Source organism: Bartonella krasnovii, assembly GCF_003606345.3.
In the GTDB taxonomy this organism is placed as follows: Bacteria; Pseudomonadota; Alphaproteobacteria; order Rhizobiales; family Rhizobiaceae; genus Bartonella; species Bartonella krasnovii.
This window is the reverse complement of record NZ_CP031844.2, coordinates 1093192-1117915: the sequence shown is the minus strand read 5'-3', so window position 1 is coordinate 1117915 and position 24724 is coordinate 1093192. Positions and strand designations below refer to the sequence as shown.

Below are 24724 nucleotides of genomic sequence, written 5' to 3'. Positions count from 1 at the left end.
ATAAAATAGATGCGCTGTCCTTACTGTCAATATGAGGATACACAGGTAAAAGATTCACGTCCAGCAGAAGAGGGGGCGGTGATTCGGCGCCGTCGTGTGTGTTCCGTTTGCGGTGGTCGTTTTACAACTTTTGAACGTGTTCAATTGCGTGAGCTTTTGGTTACTAAAAAAAGTGGACGATGTGAGCCATTTGATCGTGATAAATTAATGCGATCAGTTGATGTAGCAGTACGTAAGCGCAATATTGATCCTAATCGTATTGAACGAGCAATCTCTGGCATTGTACGCCAGCTTGAGAGTTTGGGGGAACCAGAGATTTCTTCAGAAAAAATTGGGCATCTTGTGATGGAAGCATTAAAAAGGATTGATGATATTGCTTATATCCGTTTTGCTTCTGTGTATCGGGATTTTCGTAATGCAAGCGATTTTCACGATATTATTGATGAGTTGTCAAAGGGTGTAGCGGATACAGAATCTCATTTTGATGAATAAAAAAGTGCAAGATGAACGGTTTATGGCTGCCGCTATCCGTTTAGCAGAGCGTCATGTGGGACTTACAGGTGAGAATCCTTCCGTGGGTACGCTAATTGTGCAAAATGATGGTGGTGGGGAGCCATTTATTGTTGGCTATGGCGTAACAGCTTTTCATGGAAGGCCTCATGCGGAAGTGCAAGCTTTACGCATGGCTGGTTCTCTAGCTCAAGGAGCAACGGCTTATGTGACTTTAGAACCCTGCGCACATTATGGAAAAACTTCTCCGTGTGTTAGTGCACTTATTGATTCAGGTATTTCCCGAGTTGTTGTTGCTCTGACTGATTGTGACAAGCGTATGGATGGTCGTGGTCTTGCTCTTTTACGTGCGGCGGGTATTGAAGTCGTTGAGGGTATTTTAGCTGAAGAGGCTTTTGAAGCTGTATGGACGCATTGGTGTATAAGAAAGTTGCAACGTTGTGCTGTCACTTTTAAAATGGCAGTTTCTGCTGATAATAGTGTGGGAAAAAGAGAGGAGGGGGGAATAAAAATTAGTGGAACGCTTTCTCGTACCCATACGCATATTCTACGGGCTCAAAACAACGCTATTCTGGTTGGTATTGGGACTATACTAGCCGATGATCCACAACTCAATTGCCGCTTGCCAGGAATGGAAATGCGTTCACCAGTTCGTATTATTTTGGATGCAGACTTATCTATCCCCCTTGATGCGAAAGTTGTCCAAACAGCCATAAAAATTCCTACATGGGTTATTTGTAATGAGAATCTTTCAAAGAAAAATAAAAAAAATGCATTGGAGCAATATGGTGTGTCTGTTTATTCGGTAGAGATGAATAATGGTTTTGTAGAGCCTTTTTCTCTTTTACAGATGCTTTATAAACAGGGAATTAATAGTGTTTTACTGGAAGGGGGGGTAAAGACAGGGGAAAAGTTTTTGAATGCTGGTTGTGTTGATCATTTGATATGTTTTTATAGTCCCGTTGTTTTAGGAAAAAAACGTATTGAAGCCCCTCATTTTGAAAATTATCTCTCGCAATTTCATGAGGTTGAGACAAAAATGTTTGGAAATGACCGTTTTTATAAATGGAGACGTAAGACATTATGTTCACAGGAATTATAACGGATATCGGTTGTGTTGAAGATGTTCAATCTTTAAAGCAGGGGATGCGTGTAAAGATTTCTACACGCTATCCTATAGAGAGCTTAGCAATTGGTGCGTCAATTGCGTGCTCAGGAATTTGTCTGACAGTTGTGGAACGAGGCTTTAAACAAGGAGATTCCAATTGGTTTGCTGTTGAGGCGTGGGAAGAAACATTACGGTTAACAAATCTTTCCCAATGGAAAAAAGGAACTTTTATTAATTTAGAACGTTCTCTGCGATTGGGTGATGAAATGGGAGGGCATTTAGTTTCTGGTCATATTGATGACTTAGCTGAAATTGTTGAACAAAAAAATGAAGGGGATGCAATTCGTTTTTATTTAAAAGCTTCAAGAAAATTTATGCCTTTTATTGTTTCTAAGGGATCACTTGCGCTTAATGGGACATCTTTGACTGTTAATAGTGTTGAAGATTGTGTTTTTGATGTTCTTATTATTCGCCATACACTTGAAATGACAACGTGGGGACAAGCTAAAATTGGAGATTGGGTTAATTTGGAAATTGACCAACTTGCTCGTTATGCTGCTAAGCTTTTTGCTTTTAAAAGAGAAGATGAATAAACTACAATTCTATTGATCGTTTTTAGAGTTTTATGCTCTATAGCTTTAAGTTTTTTGATTCGTTTTTTGGAATTCCATTATGGTAAAAGAGATACGTAAAAGGCCTCACGTATTGATTGTTGAAGCACGTTTTTATGAACAGATTTCTGATGCACTTTTGAAAGGTGCTGTAAGTACTTTGCAAAAAGCTGAAGCAAGTTATGATATTATAACAGTTCCAGGAGCCTTAGAAATACCAGCTGCAATAGCTTTTGCTGAACAAAATAAGATATCTTATGATGGTTATGTTGCGCTGGGTTGTGTTATTCGGGGTGAAACATATCATTTTGAAATTGTTTCCAATGATTCTTGTCGGGCCTTGATGGATTTAGCCGTTCATAAGAACTTAGCTATTGGAAATGGTATTTTAACTGTTGAAAATGAAGAGCAAGCATGGAGACGCGCAAAACAAGATGACAAAAATAAAGGTGGTTTTGCGGCTGAAGCTGCTTTATGCATGATCGCTCTAAAAAAGAGATTTGGAGATAATCATTAACTATGCCTGATATAAAAAGCAGAGATTTTCCGCGTTCAGCTAATAAACGTGGAGCAGCAAGGCTAGCTGCAGTTCAGGCTCTCTATCAAATGGATATTGTGGGATCGGGAGTGATGGAAACGGCTGCTGAGTATGAGGCTTATCGTTTGGGAAAAGATATTGATGGAGACCAGTATCTTGAAGCTGATTTTCAATGGTTTTTGGCGATTATAACGGGCGTTGTAAAAGACCAAAAGCAGCTTGATCCTCTGCTTCATCAACAGCTTTCTGCAGAATGGTCTCTTTCACGTCTTGATTCTATATTGCGAGCAATTTTACGAGCCGCTTTATGGGAGCTGATCAACCGTAAAGATGTCCCTGTTGCGGTCGTCATGAATGAATATGTTGATATAGCCAAAGCATTTTTTGAAGGTGATGAGCCAAAACTTGTTAACGCAGTTCTCGACAGTATGGCAAAAAAAGTTCGTTTTTAAAAGTTCTTCCTTTATTAGGCCTGATAATATCAGGCCTAATAAGATCGAAAAAGTAAATAGACAATATACTTTAATTAGGAGCTGGCGGATTCGCAGGACCTTTTATAATTTGAATTAAGAAAGGGTGTTCTTTTGTTATAGTTGGTGTTGTTTGCGTAATGAAATCAAATACTTGACCGTCCTGTAGACCATAGTGAGCAACTTTTGTAACCTGATTGTTTTTATTGAAGTAAATAGCTAAAACTTTTCGGTCAATAATCTTTGTTTTCATAAACTGCATCCCACGATAACGTGTTTGTGAGATGTAATAAAAAACTTCATTATCATATTTTGTTTTTAGTGAAGGTGTTCCTAAAGTTAAAAGAACTTGCTCTTGACTTGAGCCAATAGAAATAGAACTTAGAGCATTTTTATCAAGAATATAACCCTCTCTATAAATTTGGCTTGACCCTGAAGAATCAAGAAGACCACAACCCGCAAGTGTTACGATACTTGCTATTGATAGACCAACCAACAATTTACGTCTGATTAAGGCCATTATGTGAGGCATTTGAAACAATGATATCTCCTTTTTATACTGAGATGTACGACAAGAAGGCAACCTCAAGTTTTTCTAATTTTAGCTTAATCTACCGTAGCTTACATTGAGTTTCCCTGTTATAAGGCAAATTATGCCATATAGAATTTCTTTAGAAAAGAAAAAAATGAATGAAATATACTTGAGCTAAATAAAAGCACAGTGTTTTATAGTTTTTTATATTTGGGAGTTGTCAATGGATGTTCAAAACGTTTCTCAAATGGCATTTGCTTTGGCCTATCCAATATCCGTCCGTTCTCTTCCCGCTAAAGGGATAAGAGTTCATCTTTGTGCAAACAAAAAAGAATGTACACATTTAGCTCAAAATCATGATTTAGTTGAAGTAAAATCTTGTGAGGGAAAATTCCATATTCTTCCGTGGAAAAAACGCGGTGTGCGTATAAAAGGTTTGTTGCAAGCGCATATAGTACAGTTATGTGTTGTTACATTAGAACCATTAGAAAATATTCTCCGTGAAAATATTGAGGTTGTTTTTGTTCCCGAAGATTCAAATTTAACGAAGCCTAAAATATCAGAAGATACACGAGAATTGTTTTTAGATGTGGAAGGGCTTGATATACCGGAAGTATTTTATAATGATCGAATTGATATTGGCGCAATCATGGAAGAGTTTTTTGAGTTGTCTATTAATCATTATCCACGTAAAGAGGGGATAAAAATGCATGTGGTTAAAAATTTAGAAGAAGCAGAGAAAAAGTTTTCGCCATTTTCTGTTTTGAAAAAATGGAAGTGATTGTAAAAACATAAAAAAATTATCTATTGTATGCTATGATAAAAACGGTATTTTCTGCGGAGCTGTTTTTGCAAGATACGTTTTATGAGTGTTTAGTCACCCAAAATCATAATATGCATTTAAAAATGTAAATGAAAAGATGTGGGATATGAAAGCGTGATTAGAATTTCTGTGGATGTCATGGGTGGTGATTACGGTCCAGAAGCAGCTATTGCAGGAGCAGCAATTGTCCAAAAATATTTATCAGATGTTTATTTTTTATTTTATGGGATAGAAGAGGTCGTTCGGCCGGTTTTAAAAAAATATCCCCGTTTAGATTCTGTATCGCGCTTTTATTCTACAGAAAGCTACACACGCATGGATGAAAAGCCAAGCCAAGCCCTTCGCAATGGACGTGGTAAATCATCAATGTGGTATGCCATTGAAGCGGTAAAAAATGGTGAAGCTGATGCTTGCATTTCTGCTGGTAATACGGGGGCGCTTATGGCTATGTCTTATTTTTGTTTAAAAATGTTGGCAGAGGCTGAACGTCCTGGTATTGCGGGTATCTGGCCAACCCTTCGCAGGGAGAGTATCGTTTTAGATATTGGAGCAACGATTGGTGCATCTGCTCGTCAGTTAGTCGATCTGGCGGTTATGGGGGCGGGGATGTTTCGCGCTTTATATCATACGGAAAAACCAAGTGTTGGACTTTTAAATGTGGGAGTGGAAGAGGTTAAGGGACTTTATGAAATAAAAAAAGCAGGCATGATACTGCGTGAAGTGCAATTAGAAGGATTGGAATATAAAGGATTTGTTGAGGGCAATGACATTGGAAAAGGAACAGTTGATGTTGTTGTAACAGAAGGGTTTTCTGGTAATATTGCTTTAAAAACTGCAGAAGGGACCGCACGACAGATAGCAGAGATTTTAAATTCTGCCCTGCGCAGTTCTTTTTTAGCATCTCTTGGTTATTTTTTATCGCGGGGGGCTTTTCGTACACTGAAAAATAAAATGGATCCCGATAGGGTGAATGGAGGCGTTCTTTTAGGTTTGAATGGTGTTGTCATAAAAAGTCATGGCAGTGCAAATGCTAATGGCTTTGCTTCTGCTATCCGTGTTGGTTATGAAATGGTTAATAATGGGCTTTTACAAAAAATAACGGCTGATTTACGGCGGTTTCATGAGAATAAAGATACACTTTTTGATCAGGAAGATGAAGTGGTGATGAGTGGAGAATCCTTATGATGAGCTCTTATAATGGAAATAAAAAGTTTGAAGAAAAGGTGAGAGCTGAATGATTCGATCAATTATACGTGGTGTAGGAAGTGCTTTGCCGAAAAGAAGTTTATCAAATGATGAGATTGCAAAGTTTGTTGAAACGTCAGATTCATGGATTGTTCAACGTACAGGAATACATCAACGTTATATTGCCAATGAAAATGAAACAACCGTTTCTTTAGGCGTTGAAGCTGCGCAAGCAGCTCTTATAAATGCTGGTCTTACAATAAAAGATATTGATTGTATTATTTTAGCAACTTCAACGCCAAATCGTACGTTTCCTGCTTCTGCTGTTGAAATTCAGAATGCTTTGGGAATGAGCCATGGATTTGCTTTTGATATTCAAGCTGTTTGCTCTGGTTTTATTTTTGCTTTAACAACAGGAGATGCTTATTTACGCTGTGGAGCCGCTAAAAGAATTTTAGTGATTGGGTCCGATACATTTTCTCGAATTTTAGATTGGGAAGACCGTACAACATGTGTTTTGTTTGGTGATGGTGCGGGGGCTGCTGTTTTGGAAGCACAAGAGGTTGAGAGGCAAGGTGCTTTTGAGCGTGGTATATTATCTTCAAAATTGCGTTCTGATGGCGCTTATATCGATAAGTTGTATGTCGATGGTGGACCTTCAACAACACAAACGACAGGTTATTTGCGTATGGAAGGACGAGAAGTTTTTAAATATGCTGTTGGTATGATAACGGATGTGGTTGATGATTGTTTCGCCGCTGCAGGTATGGATTCTTCACAACTCGATTGGTTTGTGCCTCATCAGGCTAATAAGCGTATTATTGAAGCATCTGCTAAAAAACTGAGAATTTCGCCAGATAAAGTTGTGATTACCATTAATCAACATGGTAATACGTCTGCAGCATCAGTTCCATTGGCTTTAACCACAGCTCTTTGCGATGGAAGAATAAAAAAAGGAGATCTTGTTATGTTAGAAGCCATGGGAGGTGGATTTACATGGGGAGCAGTTCTTATTCGTTGGTAAATTATGGTTACTTGACCATATTTGAATAAAACGTATAAGTCATTTTGTAATTTTTAATATTTTAATAGGTGGTTATAATGACAAGTAAGACAGTAACGCGTGCAGATTTAGCGAGCGTAGTTTGTAAAAAAGTGGGCTTGTCACATACTGAATCAGCAGCTTTGGTCGAATTGGTTTTGGATGAGATTTGCAACTCACTTGTAAGAGGTGAAGCGGTTAAATTATCTTCTTTTGCAACTTTTCAGGTTCGCAGTAAGAATGAGCGTATTGGACGCAATCCCAAAACAGGTGTTGAAGCACCTATTCCGCCGCGACGTGTTGTGACGTTTAAGGCTGCAAATATCCTTAAACAGAGAATTTTAGATTCGCATCGTGCAAGACAGAAAAATAATCTCTCATAAATAAATGCCATGGTAATGTTTGGTATTTGTTAAAAAATGTATAGAATAAAGATTTATGTTTTTAAAAAAACTGTTTAGTAAGTAGTCAGGGTCCTATTTTTGACTAATCTTGTTGAGAAATTGAGACGTAATGAATCATTATCAAACCATTTGTAGTGTTTTAGATAAGGTGTTGCAAAATGGATAAAAGCTCTGATGCTTTTCGCACAATTAGCGAAGTAGCCGAATTATTGGAGCTTCCGCAGCATGTTTTAAGATTCTGGGAAACACGTTTTAGGCAGATTAAACCAATGAAACGTGGGGGAGGAAGGCGTTACTATCGTCCTGTCGACGTTGATTTGCTTAATGGTATTAAGCAGTTATTGTACGATCAGGGTTATACGATAAAAGGTGTGCAGCGCCTTTTGAAAGAAAATGGTGTTGCTTTTGTGTCTGCATTTGGTAATGGCGATCTTGATGCTATGAATGTTGTCATAGAGAAAAAACATGCAGGACAAACTTTTGAAAATACGAGCAATAAACCTAAAAAGTCTTCTTTTGGGCTTTTGAGTTTCATGAAAAATGAGGGGGAAACCTCTGTTGGTTCTGTGAACCTTTACAAAGATAAAACTGATAAAGCATTATTGCAAGAAATCCTGTTTGAACTCATTGAATGTAAGCGTGTTCTTGATAGAGCACGATAACAATAATATTTTCCATTTTTAGTAAAACACCTGTTTTAAAAGTTTTTTATAAATCAATATGTAGTGTTTAGCGCTGCAAGGTATTTTGTAGATATTTAGACGCTTTATAAATGTGGTTTGAGATTACTATATAAAAATGAGCAACTCATATATTCTATGTGCATAGTTGGCTATTTTTTTAGAAATAATTTTTAATTTGGTCAAATATTGGAGAGAGGAAAGAATGAATACCAAATTTATCATTCTCCTTTGATTTAGCTTTATAACTCTCAAGGGAAGTTATAAGCGATATTTTATCAGTGTAGATTGCGAGGTGCTTTTATGGAGTACTATTGGGTTGTCATTCACGTCCTTGTTTTAAAGGGCTCTTTCTTAAGGCTCTCAAGCTCATTTTGCGACAGCTCCCATGGATGAAAACGTTAAATTCATTGAGCACCACTATTTTACGTTTGTGAAGGAAAAAGTTGGGTACCTTTACACATTTTGTCAGCACTCATATTGCAATAAAAACTTGGCACTTGAAATGGTTTAGACATTTTTTAGTTCTTTCTAAATAGTTTTTATTCACACGGGCTTATCTCGCTTATCACGTGCAAACGAATGATTTCGATTTCTGCACATAAAAAGATTTAAAGTGAGAGAATCCTCTGATATTTAAGAATCTTGTTTAATATAAATAACTGTATGTCATCATTATAAATCAAATTATTGCCTTTTTTGATGAAGTTATATCTTAATGAATAAGAAACATCATTATTCAACTAATTTAAGTAATTTATGATAATTTTGTTTTTAGTTTTTTCTTGATGTTGATGTTAAACATCATAATGATCTATCTAGGATAGTATCATCATCGTCCTATTATATAAAAGATTAATGTATAAATTAGTCATTAAATTCAATGGGTTATAATTATTGCCTTTAAATAGCTTATAGTGCTTACATTAAACTCTTCCCTCAACCGACCTCGTAAAATATTATCACGTGCTTTACTGATAATCGGTAATCATGTATGAAACAAAAAACACGACACTATCAAAACATTTGATCTTGTACAAAAGTTGACGGTTTATAATAAAAAAAACAATATCTTACCATCTTCTGTGATTTTATGCATTTATTATACGCTGTAAATCTGGAGGCGTGGCCTCATTTAAAAGTTGCTTAATTGCATCTTCTACAGATAAAAGGGTTTGATTCGGACTTCCTAAGCGACGCATATTTACGCTGTTTGTTTCAGACTCACGTTTGCCACAGACCAAAATAACGGGAACTTTTTGTAAAGAATGTTCTCGTATTTTATAGTTAATTTTTTCTTTGCGAAGATCTGTTGCTGCCGAAAGCCCAGCAGCTTTAAGTCTTGCCGTTATTTTCTGTGCATATTCATTTGCTTCGGATGTAATTGTTGCGACAACAATTTGTTCAGGAGCAAGCCAAAGTGGCATGTGTCCAGCAAAATTTTCGATTAATATACCAAGAAAACGCTCCATTGATCCAAAAATGGCACGATGGATCATAACAGGTTGGCGTTTTTCTGAATTTTTATCAATATAGAATGCACCAAAACGTTCAGGAAGATTAAAGTCTATTTGTGTTGTTCCACATTGCCATTCACGACCGATAGCATCCTTTAATGTATATTCAAACTTTGGACCATAAAAGGCTCCCTCACCTGGAAGGATACTTGTTTTGATTTGTCCCGCAAACTTTGTTTCAATTTTTTTAAGGACAGATTCCATGATACTTTCTGCATGATCCCATAATGCATCAGATCCAACTCGTTTTTCTGGACGTGTTGAAAGCTTAAGACTGATTTCTTTAAAACCAAAATCAGCATAAGTTGATAAAATAAGATCATTAATATTGAGACATTCATCAGCTAATTGTTCATCAGTACAAAAAATATGCGCGTCATCTTGTGTAAAACCACGCACACGCATAAGGCCATGCAAAGATCCTGAAGGCTCATAACGATGAACAAGACCAAATTCAGCAAGTCTAATAGGCAAATCACGATAAGATTTTAAGCCATGTTTAAAAATTTGCACATGACCAGGACAATTCATTGGTTTAAGGGCATAAACATTCCCATGGTCTGAATCTTCTGCTGCTGGAATTGCTTTGAACATATTTTCTTTATACCAGCCCCAATGCCCCGATATTTCCCAAAGTGATCTATCGAGAACTTGTGGTGCATTTACTTCGGCATATTGGTGATCGTCAAGGCGTCTACGCATATAATTGATCAAATTTTGGAACATTTTCCAGCCCTTTTGATGCCAAAAAATCATTCCAGGTCCTTCTTCTTGAAAATGAAATAAGTTCATTTCACGTCCCAAGCGGCGATGATCACGTTTTTCAGCTTCTTCTAACATATGAAGATAGGCTTTTAAGTCATTTTCATTTGCAAATGCTGTTCCATAAATTCTCGTAAGCATTGGGTTATTGGCATCGCCACGCCAGTAAGCTCCTGCGACTTTCATTAATTTGAAAGCATTTCCAATTTGCCCTGTAGATTGCATGTGCGGTCCGCGACAAAGATCAAACCATTCCCCTTGATAATAGATTTTTAAATCTTGATTGTCAGGGATACTATCAATAAGTTCAACTTTATAAAACTCCTTTTTCTCAGAAAAAACTTTTCTTGCTTTTTCACGAGACCAAATTTCTTTTCTAAAAGGTTTATTGCGTTGGATAATTTCACGCATTTTCTTTTCAATGACGCTGAGGTCATCTAACGTAAAAGGTTGTTGGCGTGCAAAATCATAATAGAAGCCGTTTTCAATCACAGGACCTATTGTCACTTGCGTTTCAGGAAAGAGTTCTTGCACTGCTTCAGCAAGGACATGGGCGCAATCATGCCTTATGAGTTCAAGAGCCCGTGAATCTTCTCGGGTAATGATCTCTACTTGACCAGACTGTCCTAATGGATCTGATAGATCTCGCATAATGCCATCAAGACTATAGACGACTGCTTTTTTTGCGAGTGATTTAGAAATGGATTCCGCTAATTCCAAGCCCGTCATTTCGGCAGGGTAATTACGTTTTGAACCATCGGGAAAAGAAAGAGAAATAGAGCAAGACATAAAAACACCCTTTTAATCCAATTCCGCCAACGATTGCGGATGGTTTCGTGAAAACTGAACAAAAAGCTTATAGATTAATTTTTTATCAATACATATGAAAAAAGAAAAGGATTATTTGTTGTGTTTTTCAGAAATTTTCCAGTAATGCCAAGGTTTATAAAAACAGCAAGAGTTTCCAAGTGAAGGAGGTACTGGATCAAAACCATCTGTTCCAAAGGGACCACAACGTATGATACGAAAGAGGCCCATCCATCCACCAGCCCAAAGCCCATGGCGTGCGATTGCTTCATATATATATTCTGAACAAGTTGGGGCATGGCGACACTGGTTGCCTATAAAACTCGAAAGTGTTATTTGATAGAAACGTATTAAAAAAATGCCCAGTAATCGTCCAGGTGTTTTTTCCCAAGTCCCTGTGTAGTTTCGAGACGTTTTTTTTTGTCGAAACTGTGAGTTGAGCATTTATTTTCTTCTTTTTTCTTCAATTTGTTGAATGCAGTCTATTGTCGCATCAAAGGGTAGTAGTGTTGCAGCATGGCGCATTTTATAGTTTTTAATGGGCTGTAAGCAAGAAAAATCTTCAAAGGGAGCTTGAGGAGAAGGACCATTCTGCGTTAGCATTTGATAGATAACTTTACGTAATATTTTAAGATCTTGTATTGTTTGTCCGATAATATGAGATGCTAAAAGTGACGCTGAGGCTTGCCCTAGAACACATGCATGTATTTCGTGAGCAAAATCTATCACGATATAATCTTTCACTTTTAAATCTACAGTGATTGTTGAGCCGCAAGGATGTGCATATTTTTTTGATGTTGCATCGGGATTATTAAGACGCCCAATTCTGCTTATATGCGCAGCATATTCAAGTATTTTATCATTATAGATATTGCCACTCATGCGCTATTGCCTGAAATTTTAAAAGACGTGATTGTTTAAACTTTTAATTCGCTTATATAGAGATTATACAAAATGAAATAGGTCTGTCGCAAATGTTTTTGTATAGAGTAAGGTTGGAGTTTTTGAATGCGTAATGTTGTTAAAGAAGGTGCAAAAGATTCTTTTTTATCTAAAGAAGAGTGTCCGAGTATTGAAGAGGTGGAAGAAGCGATTCGTACATTACTCTTATGGGTCGGGGAAAATCCAAGGAGAGAAGGGCTTTTAGAGACTCCAAAACGTATAGCCAAGGCATATCGCGAGCTTTTTAATGGTTATCGCCAATCAGTTGAAGAAACCTTAGGAACAGTTTTTGAAGAGGTTTCAGGATACAATGAATCGGTAATCGTAAAAAATATTCCTTTTTATTCGCATTGTGAACATCATATGATTCCGATTATTGGAAAAGCGCATATAGCCTATCTTCCTGATGCAAAAATTGTTGGTCTTTCAAAAATTGCGCGTATTGTAGATATTTTTTCTCGTCGTTTGCAAACACAAGAAGCGATGACAGCACAAGTGGCTCATGCTTTAGAAGTGCACCTGAAACCTCGTGGTGTAGCCGTATTGATCGAAGCTGAGCACATGTGTATGGCTATGAGAGGAATCCAAAAGCAGGGCTCTACAACAATTACAAAAAAATTTCATGGTTATTATGAAAAAGATCAAGCTGCACGAGCTCATTTTATGATGATGGTTCAAAAATCATCGTAAAGCCCATATTTTATGTAATCTTTATTAAATTATAAATCGTCCGAATAAAATAAATTATGGGAAAGAGAAAATTGGCTTGTACCTTTCTTTGTGATTTGTTAAAGGCTGAAGGCCAAAATGTTTTGCTTAACCACGTGCGGTCGTGGCGGAATTGGTAGACGCGCAGCGTTGAGGTCGCTGTGGGGCAACCCGTGGAAGTTCGAGTCTTCTCGACCGCACCATCGGCAATTAATTTCTCTGTTAATGAGAAAGAGAGGTGGTCTATGCAAATTAGAAAAATCTTTCCCATTATAAAAAAATATTTCTTTGTGTATTATTTTTGTTTTTTTGTTCATAGTTTGTTAATATTTTATTACTTTATTTGTACATTTAAAATGTTATATTTTTTATAGTTGGGGTGGAGTTACGGTGAGAAGTAGAGTGATTCTAAGATATTTTACACTTCTTATTTGTATTTCTTTATTATCAGCATGTAGTGATTCACGTGCCGTCCTGTGGCATGGTATACATGCAACGCCATCTATGATTGCAGTGCAAAAGGAAGTTGAAAGCAAGCCAATTCTTCCGAAAGCCATTGTTCCAGTGTATATTGCAACAAGTCGTATGATGCAAAATAATTATGCTCAGCCTTATGGCTCAGAGCGATCGAATAAAGTACATTATAATCGCGTCGACGTAGGAATTCCTCAGCAACATGTAAAGGGACTTGTTGAAATAAATGCGTATAAACCTACCCATGATAAATATTTTGCAGCAGTCTCATTGCAAAAATATGATAATAAAGAACAATTTAAACAACAATTAAATGCTGCTTTAGAAAAAAAACCGAAAGGAAAAAGAGAAATTTTTCTTTTTATCCATGGCTATAATAACAATTTTGCAGATGGCACATTTCGTACTGCTCAGTTTACATATGATTATTCTTTAGATGTTGTTACTGTACATTATTCTTGGCCTTCTGCTGGATCTGTACCTCTTTATATTTATGATCGTGATAGCGCCAATTTTGCTCGTGATGGACTCATAGAGCTTTTAACACTCATCAGTAAAACCAAGGCAGATCGAATTTCTGTTATTGCCCATTCTATGGGCAACTTCGTTATCATGGAAGCATTTAGGACTTTAGCATTACAGGGAAAATATGAACCTATTCGTCATATTACAAGTCTTTTAATGGCAGCGCCAGACATTGATATTGATGTATTTGAACGCCAACTTAAAGATATTAAAAAATTACCTCAACCAACCGCCATTTTAGTATCTCGTGCGGATAAAGCACTCGCTGTTTCAGGGCGTCTTACCGGTGGACATCATCGGGTGGGAGATGGTTCAGACATTGAAATGTTACGTAAAAATGGTATAGCTGTCCTTGATTTCTCTCATGTTGATGGTGGAACGCATGATGTTTTTGCTTCTTCACCGACGTTGATGGCGCTTTCTCGAGAGGGGTCATTGGCTTCAACAATTATGCAGGGTACAGAGTTATCACCTAGTCAAGCGCTTCTTGCTGATAGTAGCACTGTATTAGAGAAAACGACACATCTTATTCTTTATACGCCTTTGCGTTTTCTCTCTCCACGGATTCCGGGTCGATAGCGAAAAAAGATGAGCGGGAACTATCAAATAATGTATTGAAGGAATATTTTTTAGCACTTTCTTTAGAATGGCTTTGTAAAATAAAACTAAATAGCGAGATGAGGTGTAAAAAAACTATTATTAGATGGATTTATGATGATTGCACGGAAAAGTTATGTCAATAGGCCTGCAATTGTTGATTATTTATCTCATTCCGCAATTAAGTTGTTAGAAATTCATGCTATGCTTGTGAAGGTGAGAAAAGGTGATATGGGGGAAAAACCGAATTTATTGCGTCAAATTGATTCTACAAAAAAACAATTAGATGAAATAAGCCATGCTCTTATTTTAGAATATCGTAAACGCCAAGAAAATGAGCGCTTTTTGAAACAAATTCTGCTCTCCATTTCCGATCAACTTTTTTTACTTAACAATGGTTTTAAAGAAACTGGACGTCTTTTCTTTCAAGAAATTAGAATACTACAATCTCAAATACAATGTTTATATGAGGAGAAGGAGAGGTTGCATTTGTTGAATAACGAAGAATATCTTTATTCTCCATCAAAAATTGATGAAGTCATTAAACAGTTACAAAAAGCGCGAGAAAAGCTTATTGTTGAAAGCCCGCATCTTTTTGAAAAAGAATGTTAAAGTGGAAAAAGCTTTTCTAAAGCCAAGCACATTGATAATGACATTTTTTCTTCCTTTTTTTTTTTTACAATATCAGTTCATAGAGCATTCCAAGTACTATTTCAAAGAGAGAAAATATATTAACCATGCTATTCAAGTTATTGAAGAATATCTGATGATTTTAAAGAAGTGAGAGGCAACAGAGGTACGCGTTGATTTACAAGATTTGGCTCTCCTTAATCCAGTTTCTTAAAAGTTATAAATGATTGGCTAAACAGCCAATCAGGATAGAAACTGCAATCACACTGCTTATTTTATAAGTAAAGAGCATTTCGTCACTATAATGTACAGCCTTGATACAAAAGGAAAAGGGCTAATAATTCCCTTCAAATCTTCGCTTTTGACATTTGTTTTTCACTGTTCACTGTGATATTTTCTTTAATTATTTCAACTATATAACTCTTATATTACTTTCAAAACGGCAGAAAAGACTTATACAGATTCTCCTGTTGAAGTGAGTGAAAGTAAACAGATTTGTACAGATACTTTTGAGTGGAATCATAGCCAAAATATAAATAAAATCATCTGTGATTATGCTCCTTTGTCTACACAGACAGTAAACTTGACTTTGTAATGCATCATCTTGTTTCTCTTATTCTAATTTGGATGTTGAAAAGCTCAAATTTTACAAAGGGCGCTTTAAGAAGATCTGCCTAGGTTTTGTGGACGGTACCGTGGATACACAACTGAAGATACTTTCGCTTGGCATTATCGAACTGTTTTTTCCAAAATGCTTCAATTTTTTTTCATTGTTTCTCCAACAATATTTCCCATTCCTAAAACAGTACCTGTTGATGTGACAGGGGGGGTGATGAAACAAATTATAATATTGATTATGGAGAATATAATAGCATTTTTAAGCAGGTCGATTAACAAAATCGATTGGGGATGAGCATATAGCACGCTATTAATTGCTCGAATAACGGTGAAATTGCCAAAAATTTTTTGCAATGTAATAATTACTTTTTAACTAGTATCTATATTTTACTGCTTTTTATAAAGTAATTTATTATACATATTTTGAATATTTATTCGATTAGGAGCTTAATTTTTGAGGCAAAGTGTTTATGTTTAAATCAGAAGTGGGAGAAAATCGCTTAAAATATGTGCTTAATGACTTTTTAGAATAAACAGTCAAAAAAACTGATTTTTCATAATAGCTATATTTCGTGTTTGTATACTGCTGGCTTTATTAGGCGATGTTGAGACCTTAGAATCTTATCACAAAATCTTTGAAGCGAGGAATTATCTCGACTTTAACAATAATATTCAATAGGTTCATCTTGAAAGCGCGCTGACTTTAGCCAAGGAAGTGACAAAATCTAAATAAATCAGCTCTACTTTGATTGAGAAGGGGGGAGCGATCAATTAGAATACTTTAGTGGAAAGTTACGATGTTCTTTCAAAAAACTTAAGTCTATTCAAAAAATCTATAATTATTTAGATTGAACTGAGGAGATTATAGATTATGAAATGGATGAAGAAAAAAACGTGAGTTGACTGAGCTTTTTGAATTTAAAGGTAAAAAAGTTTATCAGGAAGATAAGCTTTTTGAATCTGAGACGATTTCTTCTTGGAAAGAAAAAGGACAAATAGTATATGGTACGAATATTGAGAGAATGGCATCAGGAAGAGCTCCTATTGGCGTCGATTGCAGACCTATAATGTTGTATCCTATAACACAAGAACAAAATGGCTCTATAAGGGAGGTTCTTTACTCGTTCTATCAAGAGAAGAATTCTGTCGCTTATATTCATCCAAACACAAATTTTATCCGAAAAACATACTGTTGGATTTTTCAAAAATTTTTTTCTAAAAAGCAAGAAGAAAAAAATGATTAATGCCAATATTTAAAGCATGATATCAAGACAACTTCCTATGGAAATTGATAGTACAAGCTGTTATTTTTTTATCACATGCTGCAAGTGTGAAGTTTATGGTAGGGAGTATGCAGTTATTTTACCAAGAAAAGAGCTCTTTCTAAACTCAATGCCATTAATTTTACTCCTATCAATCGGGTATCACTAGATTAGTATTTGATAAATAGAAACTTCGTAAGTAAAGATTTTCTACAATTTTTGGAGTATAATTTATGGATAATTTCACATTATCTGACGTTGCACAATTCATTAAGGTGTATAATTATATTACCAATTTTGGCACTACGGATAATGCGGTTGATGATATAAGGATTAAAAAGGCTGAGGAAATTCTTGGTCTGCAATTCACTTCGTCCTATAAGAGTTTTTTGAAAAATTATGGAGGAGGAGAAATTGGTGGTGAAGAAATATTCAGCATTTACGAGATCTGTGCGGGTATTCCTTCTGGTGATATTGTTTACCGAAACTTACTCGATAGAAGAGATGGGTTTATAAACACAAATCAGCTTATTGTTTGCACAACTGATTTTGGTGAAATGTTTTATTTTGATTATACTCAATTTCAAAATGGCGAATGCCCACTCTATCTCAGGTTTTCCTCTGAAGATTTTCAGTATTATGCAAGTAATTTTTATGAATTTCTCTACAAAAGAATTAAGGAACATGCGGGCGAATAGTCTTTTATAGCATTTTTTTGAGGTATAATGCTAGACTGCCTATCTTTCCTGAAGAGTGTGAAAAAAAATTAGTCCTCTTAACTAAAATACAGACCAGATTTATTAAAAACGCTAAACTTATAAAAACTGAAACATCAAATCTGTGAAAACGCAAAATAGCGACAAAGTTTCTAGAAAAAAGACTTCAATACAGGAAAAATTTTAAAAACCAAAAAAACTCTGTCTTTGTAGTTGGTTTAAATGGTTTGAGCTGGATGTAAATGGTCAAGTTCGTTAGCTAAAATTCGCATTTTGTAGGCAGATCATTTCACTTGCGCATAAAAACTCAAATACGTCTTCAACTATGATGAGAAAGAAATTAAATAGATCAATCAAGCAGTCAAAGTTTTTTTTAAGAAAATAGAGCAAGATATAAAGGATATCTTGATACAAGTTACTTGATGTTATGGAGGTGCTTTCCTCCCAGTACCTCTGCCCATTTATGTAATATAAAATAGAAAGGTAATGAGATGATATTTGATGATAACGATAGATGTGTAACAACCCGTGAATGTGTACAGCTTTTTAGTGTACCACAATAAAGATTCACAATTGGGTGCTTCAAGGGGTATTTCCAGAGCCATATAAGTTAGGGAGAACAGTAAGGTGGAGAAAAAAGATATTCTAGCCTCCACTCCAAAGAAAAATACGGAGCCAATAAGAAAGAATTAGGTAAAATTATATAAGCTACAAGATGTGCTCTTAAAGTGGTCTAAAAATAACTGTTTAAAGAAAAAACCACATATCCCAATATGCTAAAAACAAAAATGGTGCCCCCAGAGAGCAAATAGAATGCAAATAAAATTAATATGTTACTGTAATAATGAGGGAATAGTTGAGTCTTGATTCTATTATGTTTTTTTGCTTCTATCCCTAACTTTTTTGGAGCTTTTTTATAGCTTCAAGAGCTAGTCTTTTACGATCTGCGCTCTTGGTATAAAGAGATGCCATTTGGTCTTCTGTCCAGCCAAAAATTGCCTTGAGTTGTGAGACAGTTGCACCAGAGTTAGCTGCGCGGGTTGCTGCTAATTTTCTCAAACCGTGTGCTGATTTTTTAATTCCAGCCGCATTACAAGCGTCTCGAAATGTATTGCCAAAACTTTCTTTTGTGAACTTTTGATTAATTTTACTACAGATGAATGTTTCATCACCAATAGGACCAGCTTCAAAAGTTTTGGCTAGTTCTGGTAAAATAGGCAGAAAAACATCTGTTTGGAATTTGCTTTTCTCTGTTTTGAGGTGAATGATATTATCTTTAACGTCTTTCCAGCCAATGCGAACAGCATCACCACGACGTAAGCCCGTATATAAGAGGACATCAATCCATACGCGTTCATGCGTACCATGATGCCATTTTTGATAATATTTCTCAACATCTTCTTCTGTCCAAGCAGGAAAGCCTTCTTTGTTTTTGAGAGGAGGTCTCTTAACACCTACTGTTGGATTACTTTCCAAAAGACCTTGTTCAATCGCCCAATTAAAAAGTCCATTGAGTGCTTTCAAAAAATTCCTGGCTGTTGCTGGTGTATCTTTACGCCGTTCAACACCAGCTATAATATGTTTCTTATCAATTGCTTGGTATGGAACATTTCCTATGCTATCGCATACCTTCATAAGAATGAGTTCTTTTTGTTTTTGGGTGGCTTTAGCAAGACGATACCAATCAGAGCTGTTAAAATACTGTTTTAGCAGCCATGCAAATGTCCCTTCAATCAGTTTACCAACTTTAGTTTTAGGAGGGATTATGCCTTGTAATTCGGCAAGTGCATTTTTGTAATTGTCAACAAACTCCTGCGTTCCATAAGTTCCACGTACTCTGCGACGTGGTCCATGACCAATACGGACATACCATACAATTTTACCATGTTGTGTAATTTGTTTAACAAGATGAGGGGGGCGTGGTTTTGGCATGGTGACACCCTATAAGATGATATCATAATCATCAGGTGACAAATTCCATGATTTATCATGATGATTAGCTGAATTTGGTAATGGGATATTGTTTTTAAGATAGATAAGCAGTTCGCCGGTGGGCTTGATTTCTATGAGTTCGCACCCTTGCTTTTTAGCTTCTCTTAAAGCACGTGCAATGGCTGGTTGTGTTATGGTAGCTGGACGAGGCGCCATATATTTCTCCTTACATTTAAGATGCAATTTACCCGTGTCGTGAATCACGTATTGATTGAAATTTTTTATGAAAGGGTGGGAGTGCTAGGAGGCATAAGAAAAGCACCCCCATAAGCTATCAGGCGGCTTTTGTTGAGATTCTTTGTATCTCTTGTTCTATTTCTACTAAAAAGCTTTCAACCGCTTGATTGATTTGTTCAATTTGTTTGTCATCACGGTGGATACGTTTGATTTTCATACGTAAATGAGATGCATCCCTCGTAAAACGTGGGTCATAACTGATAAAATCACACCATTTGCGTCCCGTACAAGCCATTTGGAATTGCATTTGTGCAAGATATTCCGGTTTGATCTCATTATCCATAAAGAAGCGCAAATGGTTGCTTGATTGAGGGCATTTGATTTCAATTAAACCGTCATTTCCAACAAAGCCATCAGGGCTAGCCCCCGCCATTTGAATTGTAGGGTGTTGAATAAAGCCACATTGAGTGATTTGTGTATCATAAATGAAAGCATATTCTTTGAGTGCCTCTTCTTCATGTTCAATGCCCCATTGCATAACGGGTGTTATATAAGATTGACTTATCTCTCCAGTTAAACGCTCTGTCATGAGTTTAATTTTGTAATCTTCATATTTGCTTGTAGGCGTTCCCTTTGCTGTTTTACTAAGAATGTTATAAATATTTGAAGCGGTGACTTTACCTAAACGGGCTTGAAACCATTCTGCAGTTCTTTGTTGCATTTCACACCGCCGTTTGTTGTTCGTGAGACATTGGAGCATATTCAATATCTTGGATATGAATATATTCGTCATCTTGTATAGGTGTGTCTGTTTGCTCTTGTTGTGGGAGATATTGTAGAGCTCTTTCTCTTTGAATATTTTTCTTTTTTTCCAACAGCCCTAAAACTTCTTGTGCTTTTTCACAAGACAGATCTGTTAGATTTTCTACCTTTGCGTAAAAGAGAAGATTATCTTCATTTGTTCCAGTTTCTTTAATTAACCCTTTGATTTGTTCAAGCATCTCATAAGAAACAAGTTGTACAGGTGTGGTGTCATTAATACGTGCTGCTTCGTCTTCTTCATAAATGCCAGAAAACCCGAAAGCATAGCGAGCACATTGTATGGTAGCTTTATGGCGTAACATACGAGCAGGATATTTTTTCCAAGGTTCACTTTTCTCTTGTAAGCATTCACTTAAATATTCGGTGACCTCGATAGGATCTTTAACGCCTTTGAGACGTATAGCACATTTGATAGCAATGAGATTGCCATCTTTATCGAGTTGATCTTGAAATGTCATGCCGTCAAATTGAGGATTAGATTTAATGATCTTAATCCACCCGTCGATAGAGACCACAGGTATAATGCCGCCGCCTCTCTTCGGGAGTGCGTATATTTCTTTTGTTAGCGGATTAAGACCATAAGTGTTAGCAACAGAGATAAAAGCAGCGAATTCTTCATCAGAGAAGTGCTGATTGATACAAGTTTTGATAATAGTCTTTCGAAACTCGTCATGAGAGAACCCATATTTATTTGCTATGGTTGTTAAAAAAGTGGGATTGGTCATTATTGTTTCCTTATTTTACGCGCAACTCACCCGTGGCGTGAATCACGCATGTGTTAAAAATTGTTTGGTTTGGTTGTTAAAAATTGAATTTCAGAGGCGGTATGATGTCATCAGTTTCTAATATTGATATAAATCTACGTCCATCATTAGACTTAAGTGCAATAAAGATTTTTTCTTTGGCATTAGAACATCGTCCTATATCAAATTCAATGCATCTAAATACTTTGCTTGCGTATGATGCATATGTACATCTAGGTGTGTGATTTGATATCATTTTCTTAAAATTATCTTCACCTAAAAGGTCCTTCATGACGTCTTTAGGAATTATGGTATCTACATAGGGGTCATCTTTATATCCAGAGATAGTAATACAAAGTTCTCCAAGGTTTTGAGCACTTTTCACAACTGTCTGTACACACCAAGTAGGTTTAATTTCATAGCTATACATGATTATCGCCCTACCTTAAAATCTTGGCATCACCAAAAACTTCGGCTTTTCCAGAAACATTGGCAAACTCATAAACCTTGGCATCGCCAAAAACCTTGGCAAAACCATAAACCTCGGCATCACCATAAACCTTGGCATTTTCAGAAACACGGGCATGACCATAAACCTTGGCATTTCCAGAAACCTTGGCTTTGCCACAAACCCATGCATCACCATAAACATCGGCATCGCCATAAACCATGGCTTTTCCAAAAACCTTGGTATCACCACAAACCCAAGCATTGCCATAAACCTTGGCATTTCCAGAAACCTTGGCATTTTCAAAAACTCGCGCTTTATAAAAAATCTTGGCATCACCATAAACCTTGGCTTTCCCAAAAACCTTGGCTTTCCCAAAAACATCGGCATCACCAAAAACTTCGGCTTTTCCAGAAACCTTGGCATCACCAAAAACCTTAGCATTTTCAGAAACGACAGCATTCATAGCAACCATAGCATCATCATAAACCCAACAATTCCCCAGATGAGATAGGTTACCTTCATGTTCAATAAAGCCACCTAGATCACCAACTTGAACGTTTCCAAAGTCTCTTAAGGCGCGGATACGGTGGAGAGTGTGATCACCAACTTCGGTTGTCTCATCAGTGAGTTCGTATTTTTTTTCCATGATTATCGCCCTACCTTAAAATCTTGGCATCACCACAAACTTGTGCATTGCCAAAAACATTGGCATCACCACAAACTTGTGCATTTCCATAAACCTTGGCATTGCCAAAAACCTTGGCAAAACCACAAACTTGTGCATTTTCATAAACCTTGGCATTGCCAGAAACCCATGCATCACCACAAACTTGTGCATTTCCATAAACCTTGGCATTGCCAAAAACCCATGCATCACCACAAACTTGTGCATTTCCATAAACGCGCGCATCACCATAAACCTTGGCATTTCCAGAAACATTGGCATTTTCAAAAACTTGTGCATCACCAAAAACTTGTGCATTGCCAAAAACCCATGCATCACCAGAAACATTGGCATTTCCAGAAACATTGGCATCGCCATAAACCTTGGTATCACCAGAAACCCAAGCATTGCCATAAACATCGGCATCGCCATAAACCTTGGCATTGCCACAAACCCATGCATCACCATAAACCGCGGCAAACTCATTAACCTCGGCATTGCCAGAAACCCATGCATCACCATAAACCTTGGCATTTCCATTAACCATGGCTTTTCCAGAAACCTTGGCATTTTCAAAAACTCGCGCTTTATAAAAAATCTTGGCATCACCAGAAACCTTGGCTTTCCCAAAAACCTTGGCTTTCCCAAAAACCTTGGCTTTCCCAAAAACATCGGCATCACCAAAAACTTCGGCTTTTCCAGAAACATTGGCTTTCCCAAAAACCTTGGCATTTTCAGAAACGACAGCATTCATAGCAACCATAGCATCATCATAAACCCAACAATTCCCCAGATGAGATAGGTTACCTTCATATTCAATAAAGCCACCTAGATCACCAACTTGAACGTTTCCAAAGTCTCTTAAGGCGCGGATACGGTGGAGAGTGTGATCACCAACTTCGGTTGTCTCATCAGTGAGTTCGTATTTTTTTCCCATGATTTATTTCCTTTAAGTTAGACTCCCCCTTTGCCGCTCTTGAAAAGAACGGCATTGGTTTGCGTGATAATTTTTGAGAAAATGAGTGCTATTAGAAGCGCACCGTATAGCTTGGGTAGTTTGGAATGACATCCCAAAGAGTTAAACGGTGCTGTTGTTCATAAGTACCGTACATTTCATCTTCATATCGCTGCTGTTCGATTTCTTCTAAAAAAAAATCGTATGCGGAGCTATGCTTAACAAAGTCGTGAGGGATATTTCCTTCAAAACATTGTTCTTCACATTCTTTAAGATATAACTCTGCGATATCTTCAGAGATATTTTCGCAGCGGTTAGTGGTTGGTTCTACACGAAAGATTTGAAGAGCATTATCGGCTTGATCTATAAATTTGATAATTTCCTTTTCATCAAAGAAAGTACCGTATTTAGCGAGATTTTGCTCTTCATCTTCACAGACGACTAAGAGAATTTCATCAGAATTTATAAACACTGGTTTATTCACAAATGCCTCCATATCAAAATATTTAAATACATTTTGAAAAAAACGCCTTGACATAGGTTTTTTTTTTCGGGGTATGGTGTCTATATATACGCATTATGCATATCAGTCAATAAAAAATATGCATTACGAGTATTTTTTGTATAACAAGAGAAAAATCCTTTTATTGGATTTCTATTAATTGATATTTCTCTGTAAGGAGAGAGGAATAAGGTATGAAAAAAACAAAAAGTGATGCAGAATTAAATAATGAAATCATACAATTAATTTCTACTTTTAGCTATGAAAGGCAAAAAGCATTCATTTTTTTTCTTCATTATTCAAGCGGCTTAAAAGGTGAAGAATTGTTTCTTTATCTGTCTGACTTGTTTTCTTTAGCAGATCAATGATTTGTTCTTCAATGGGTTGTTCTATTGTAGATATTGGAAAGGAGGGACCTTCTCCTTCTCCAGTTAATAACCATCCTTCACTAATTCTAAATGCTTTTGCGTATTTTTTAGATGCACGTGATAGCCCCCTAAGACCTTGTTCATGTTGTATATAACTAGAATAGTTCCATCCAAAATACCTAGCAGCTTCTTTAGCACTTCTAAAACCACGTACTAGACGCGCTTTCATTAGTCTAGAGGATTGGTCTGTTATTTTGTCATGCATGTTTATCTCCTATATTACTCATATTGCATAAAATTGGTATGCATTTCGACTTGACATTAAAGTACTCGTAATGCATATTTTTCTTTATGAATAAGATAGAAGCAAAAGAACTAAGAAAACGCCTTAATCTCACGCAGGACGAAATGGCGGCGTTATTAGGCGTCAACAAATCAACAGTATGGCGTTGGGAAAAGTATGGCGTTCCTTCAAGAGGAGCGGTTGCTTATCTTTTAAAATCATTATGCGAGCAAGCCAGTCCCCCAATTACGAAAATTTGCAAGAGAAGTGGCGTTGATAGCGCGTGCGACGGTTTGCAGCCTTAGG

General features: G+C 36.6%; 29 protein-coding genes, 1 tRNA gene and 1 pseudogene. 18 read left to right on the top strand and 13 right to left on the bottom strand.

The features are described 5' to 3' along the window. Positions 1–9: 9 nt before the first annotated feature. The 5 genes from nrdR (at position 10) to nusB (ending at position 3219) form a co-directional block, all read left to right on the top strand. Entirely contained in the window at positions 10–492 is a 483-nt protein-coding gene (gene nrdR / locus D1092_RS04845; RefSeq protein WP_120122419.1) for a transcriptional regulator NrdR, read from the top strand. Then, positions 485–1612, top strand: a complete 1128-nt coding sequence (gene ribD / locus D1092_RS04840; protein WP_120122418.1) for a bifunctional diaminohydroxyphosphoribosylaminopyrimidine deaminase/5-amino-6-(5-phosphoribosylamino)uracil reductase RibD — start codon at positions 485–487, stop codon at positions 1610–1612. The genes nrdR and ribD overlap by 8 nt, the downstream gene beginning before the upstream one ends. Beyond that, the gene (locus tag D1092_RS04835) at positions 1594–2211 is read left to right on the top strand and encodes a riboflavin synthase (RefSeq protein WP_120122417.1); all 618 of its coding nucleotides are present in this window, start codon (positions 1594–1596) and stop codon (positions 2209–2211) included. The genes ribD and D1092_RS04835 overlap by 19 nt, the downstream gene beginning before the upstream one ends. Positions 2212–2290: 79 nt before the next feature. Next, positions 2291–2746: a 6,7-dimethyl-8-ribityllumazine synthase gene (locus D1092_RS04830; protein ID WP_120122416.1), complete on the top strand. Its 456-nt coding sequence runs from the start codon at positions 2291–2293 to the stop codon at positions 2744–2746. A 2-nt stretch (positions 2747–2748) separates the two neighbouring features. Then, positions 2749–3219 carry a transcription antitermination factor NusB gene (gene nusB, locus D1092_RS04825; RefSeq protein WP_120122415.1) on the top strand — a complete coding sequence of 157 codons (471 nt, stop codon included), beginning with the start codon at positions 2749–2751 and terminating at the stop codon, positions 3217–3219. A 70-nt stretch (positions 3220–3289) separates the two neighbouring features. On the opposite strand, the gene D1092_RS04820 is transcribed toward nusB, so the two are convergent. Next, positions 3290–3769 carry an outer membrane protein assembly factor BamE gene (locus D1092_RS04820; protein WP_120122414.1) on the bottom strand — a complete coding sequence of 160 codons (480 nt, stop codon included), beginning with the start codon at positions 3767–3769 and terminating at the stop codon, positions 3290–3292. A 223-nt stretch (positions 3770–3992) separates the two neighbouring features. On the opposite strand from D1092_RS04820, the gene D1092_RS04815 reads away from it, so the two are divergent. The 5 genes from D1092_RS04815 (at position 3993) to D1092_RS04795 (ending at position 7885) form a co-directional block, all read left to right on the top strand. Further along, positions 3993–4550, top strand: coding sequence for a YceD family protein (locus D1092_RS04815; protein ID WP_120122413.1), 558 nt, complete (start codon positions 3993–3995; stop codon positions 4548–4550). Positions 4551–4706: 156 nt separating this feature from the next. Then, complete coding sequence (gene plsX, locus D1092_RS04810) at positions 4707–5777, top strand: phosphate acyltransferase PlsX (RefSeq protein ID WP_120122412.1); 1071 nt, start codon at positions 4707–4709, stop codon at positions 5775–5777. A gap of 49 nt (positions 5778–5826) precedes the next feature. After that, positions 5827–6801, top strand: coding sequence for a beta-ketoacyl-ACP synthase III (locus D1092_RS04805; protein ID WP_120122411.1), 975 nt, complete (start codon positions 5827–5829; stop codon positions 6799–6801). A 77-nt stretch (positions 6802–6878) separates the two neighbouring features. Continuing rightward, entirely contained in the window at positions 6879–7202 is a 324-nt protein-coding gene (locus D1092_RS04800) for an integration host factor subunit alpha (RefSeq protein ID WP_005773477.1), read from the top strand. A gap of 179 nt (positions 7203–7381) precedes the next feature. Further along, positions 7382–7885 carry a MerR family transcriptional regulator gene (locus D1092_RS04795; protein ID WP_120122410.1) on the top strand — a complete coding sequence of 168 codons (504 nt, stop codon included), beginning with the start codon at positions 7382–7384 and terminating at the stop codon, positions 7883–7885. A gap of 1109 nt (positions 7886–8994) precedes the next feature. Here D1092_RS04795 and thrS read toward each other — a convergent pair. The 3 genes from thrS to D1092_RS04780 form a co-directional block, all read right to left on the bottom strand. Continuing rightward, positions 8995–10971 carry a threonine--tRNA ligase gene (gene thrS, locus D1092_RS04790; RefSeq protein WP_120122409.1) on the bottom strand — a complete coding sequence of 659 codons (1977 nt, stop codon included), beginning with the start codon at positions 10969–10971 and terminating at the stop codon, positions 8995–8997. 111 nt (positions 10972–11082) lie between these two features. Further along, entirely contained in the window at positions 11083–11433 is a 351-nt protein-coding gene (gene yidD, locus D1092_RS04785) for a membrane protein insertion efficiency factor YidD (protein WP_120122408.1), read from the bottom strand. Further along, the gene (locus tag D1092_RS04780) at positions 11434–11871 is read right to left on the bottom strand and encodes an iron-sulfur cluster assembly scaffold protein (RefSeq protein WP_120122407.1); all 438 of its coding nucleotides are present in this window, start codon (positions 11869–11871) and stop codon (positions 11434–11436) included. A gap of 126 nt (positions 11872–11997) precedes the next feature. On the opposite strand from D1092_RS04780, the gene folE reads away from it, so the two are divergent. From folE to D1092_RS09820, 7 genes and pseudogenes are all read left to right on the top strand, one after another. Next, on the top strand, positions 11998–12621 hold the full coding sequence (folE, locus tag D1092_RS04775; protein ID WP_120122406.1) for a GTP cyclohydrolase I FolE: 624 nt from the start codon (positions 11998–12000) through the stop codon (positions 12619–12621). A gap of 136 nt (positions 12622–12757) precedes the next feature. Continuing rightward, positions 12758–12842, top strand: a tRNA-Leu gene (locus tag D1092_RS04770). A gap of 187 nt (positions 12843–13029) precedes the next feature. Continuing rightward, positions 13030–14217, top strand: a complete 1188-nt coding sequence (locus D1092_RS04765; protein ID WP_120122405.1) for an alpha/beta hydrolase — start codon at positions 13030–13032, stop codon at positions 14215–14217. Between the two features lie 135 nt (positions 14218–14352). Beyond that, the gene (locus D1092_RS04760; protein ID WP_120122789.1) at positions 14353–14847 is read left to right on the top strand and encodes a hypothetical protein; all 495 of its coding nucleotides are present in this window, start codon (positions 14353–14355) and stop codon (positions 14845–14847) included. A gap of 1535 nt (positions 14848–16382) precedes the next feature. Continuing rightward, on the top strand, positions 16383–16727 hold the full coding sequence (locus D1092_RS04755) for an HNH/ENDO VII family nuclease (RefSeq protein WP_120122404.1): 345 nt from the start codon (positions 16383–16385) through the stop codon (positions 16725–16727). A 251-nt stretch (positions 16728–16978) separates the two neighbouring features. Then, positions 16979–17443, top strand: coding sequence for an SMI1/KNR4 family protein (locus D1092_RS04750; protein WP_120122403.1), 465 nt, complete (start codon positions 16979–16981; stop codon positions 17441–17443). A gap of 509 nt (positions 17444–17952) precedes the next feature. Continuing rightward, a pseudogene (locus D1092_RS09820) lies at positions 17953–18154 on the top strand (helix-turn-helix transcriptional regulator). A gap of 201 nt (positions 18155–18355) precedes the next feature. Here D1092_RS09820 and D1092_RS04740 read toward each other — a convergent pair. The 9 genes from D1092_RS04740 to D1092_RS04700 all read right to left on the bottom strand — a co-directional run bounded on the left by D1092_RS04740 (position 18356) and on the right by D1092_RS04700 (position 24400). Continuing rightward, positions 18356–19393 carry a tyrosine-type recombinase/integrase gene (locus D1092_RS04740; protein ID WP_120122402.1) on the bottom strand — a complete coding sequence of 346 codons (1038 nt, stop codon included), beginning with the start codon at positions 19391–19393 and terminating at the stop codon, positions 18356–18358. Between the two features lie 9 nt (positions 19394–19402). Then, a complete protein-coding gene (locus tag D1092_RS04735) occupies positions 19403–19609 on the bottom strand; it encodes a hypothetical protein (protein ID WP_120122401.1) in 207 nt (68 codons plus the stop codon). A gap of 118 nt (positions 19610–19727) precedes the next feature. Beyond that, positions 19728–20351 carry a lambda exonuclease family protein gene (locus tag D1092_RS04730; protein WP_120122049.1) on the bottom strand — a complete coding sequence of 208 codons (624 nt, stop codon included), beginning with the start codon at positions 20349–20351 and terminating at the stop codon, positions 19728–19730. A 1-nt stretch (position 20352) separates the two neighbouring features. Beyond that, on the bottom strand, positions 20353–21177 hold the full coding sequence (gene bet / locus D1092_RS04725) for a phage recombination protein Bet (RefSeq protein WP_120122400.1): 825 nt from the start codon (positions 21175–21177) through the stop codon (positions 20353–20355). 76 nt (positions 21178–21253) lie between these two features. Beyond that, positions 21254–21625: a hypothetical protein gene (locus tag D1092_RS04720; RefSeq protein ID WP_120122051.1), complete on the bottom strand. Its 372-nt coding sequence runs from the start codon at positions 21623–21625 to the stop codon at positions 21254–21256. Between the two features lie 10 nt (positions 21626–21635). Beyond that, positions 21636–22292: an LbetaH domain-containing protein gene (locus tag D1092_RS04715; protein WP_120122399.1), complete on the bottom strand. Its 657-nt coding sequence runs from the start codon at positions 22290–22292 to the stop codon at positions 21636–21638. A gap of 10 nt (positions 22293–22302) precedes the next feature. Beyond that, positions 22303–23247 (bottom strand): hypothetical protein, encoded by a 945-nt coding sequence (locus D1092_RS04710; RefSeq protein WP_174767362.1) that lies wholly within the window; start codon positions 23245–23247, stop codon positions 22303–22305. A 91-nt stretch (positions 23248–23338) separates the two neighbouring features. Further along, complete coding sequence (locus D1092_RS04705; RefSeq protein WP_120122762.1) at positions 23339–23749, bottom strand: hypothetical protein; 411 nt, start codon at positions 23747–23749, stop codon at positions 23339–23341. A gap of 297 nt (positions 23750–24046) precedes the next feature. Continuing rightward, complete coding sequence (locus tag D1092_RS04700) at positions 24047–24400, bottom strand: XRE family transcriptional regulator (RefSeq protein ID WP_120122398.1); 354 nt, start codon at positions 24398–24400, stop codon at positions 24047–24049. 86 nt (positions 24401–24486) lie between these two features. Between D1092_RS04700 and D1092_RS04695 the strand changes: the two genes are divergently transcribed. After that, entirely contained in the window at positions 24487–24723 is a 237-nt protein-coding gene (locus D1092_RS04695) for a helix-turn-helix domain-containing protein (protein ID WP_120122397.1), read from the top strand. Position 24724 lies beyond the last annotated feature (1 nt).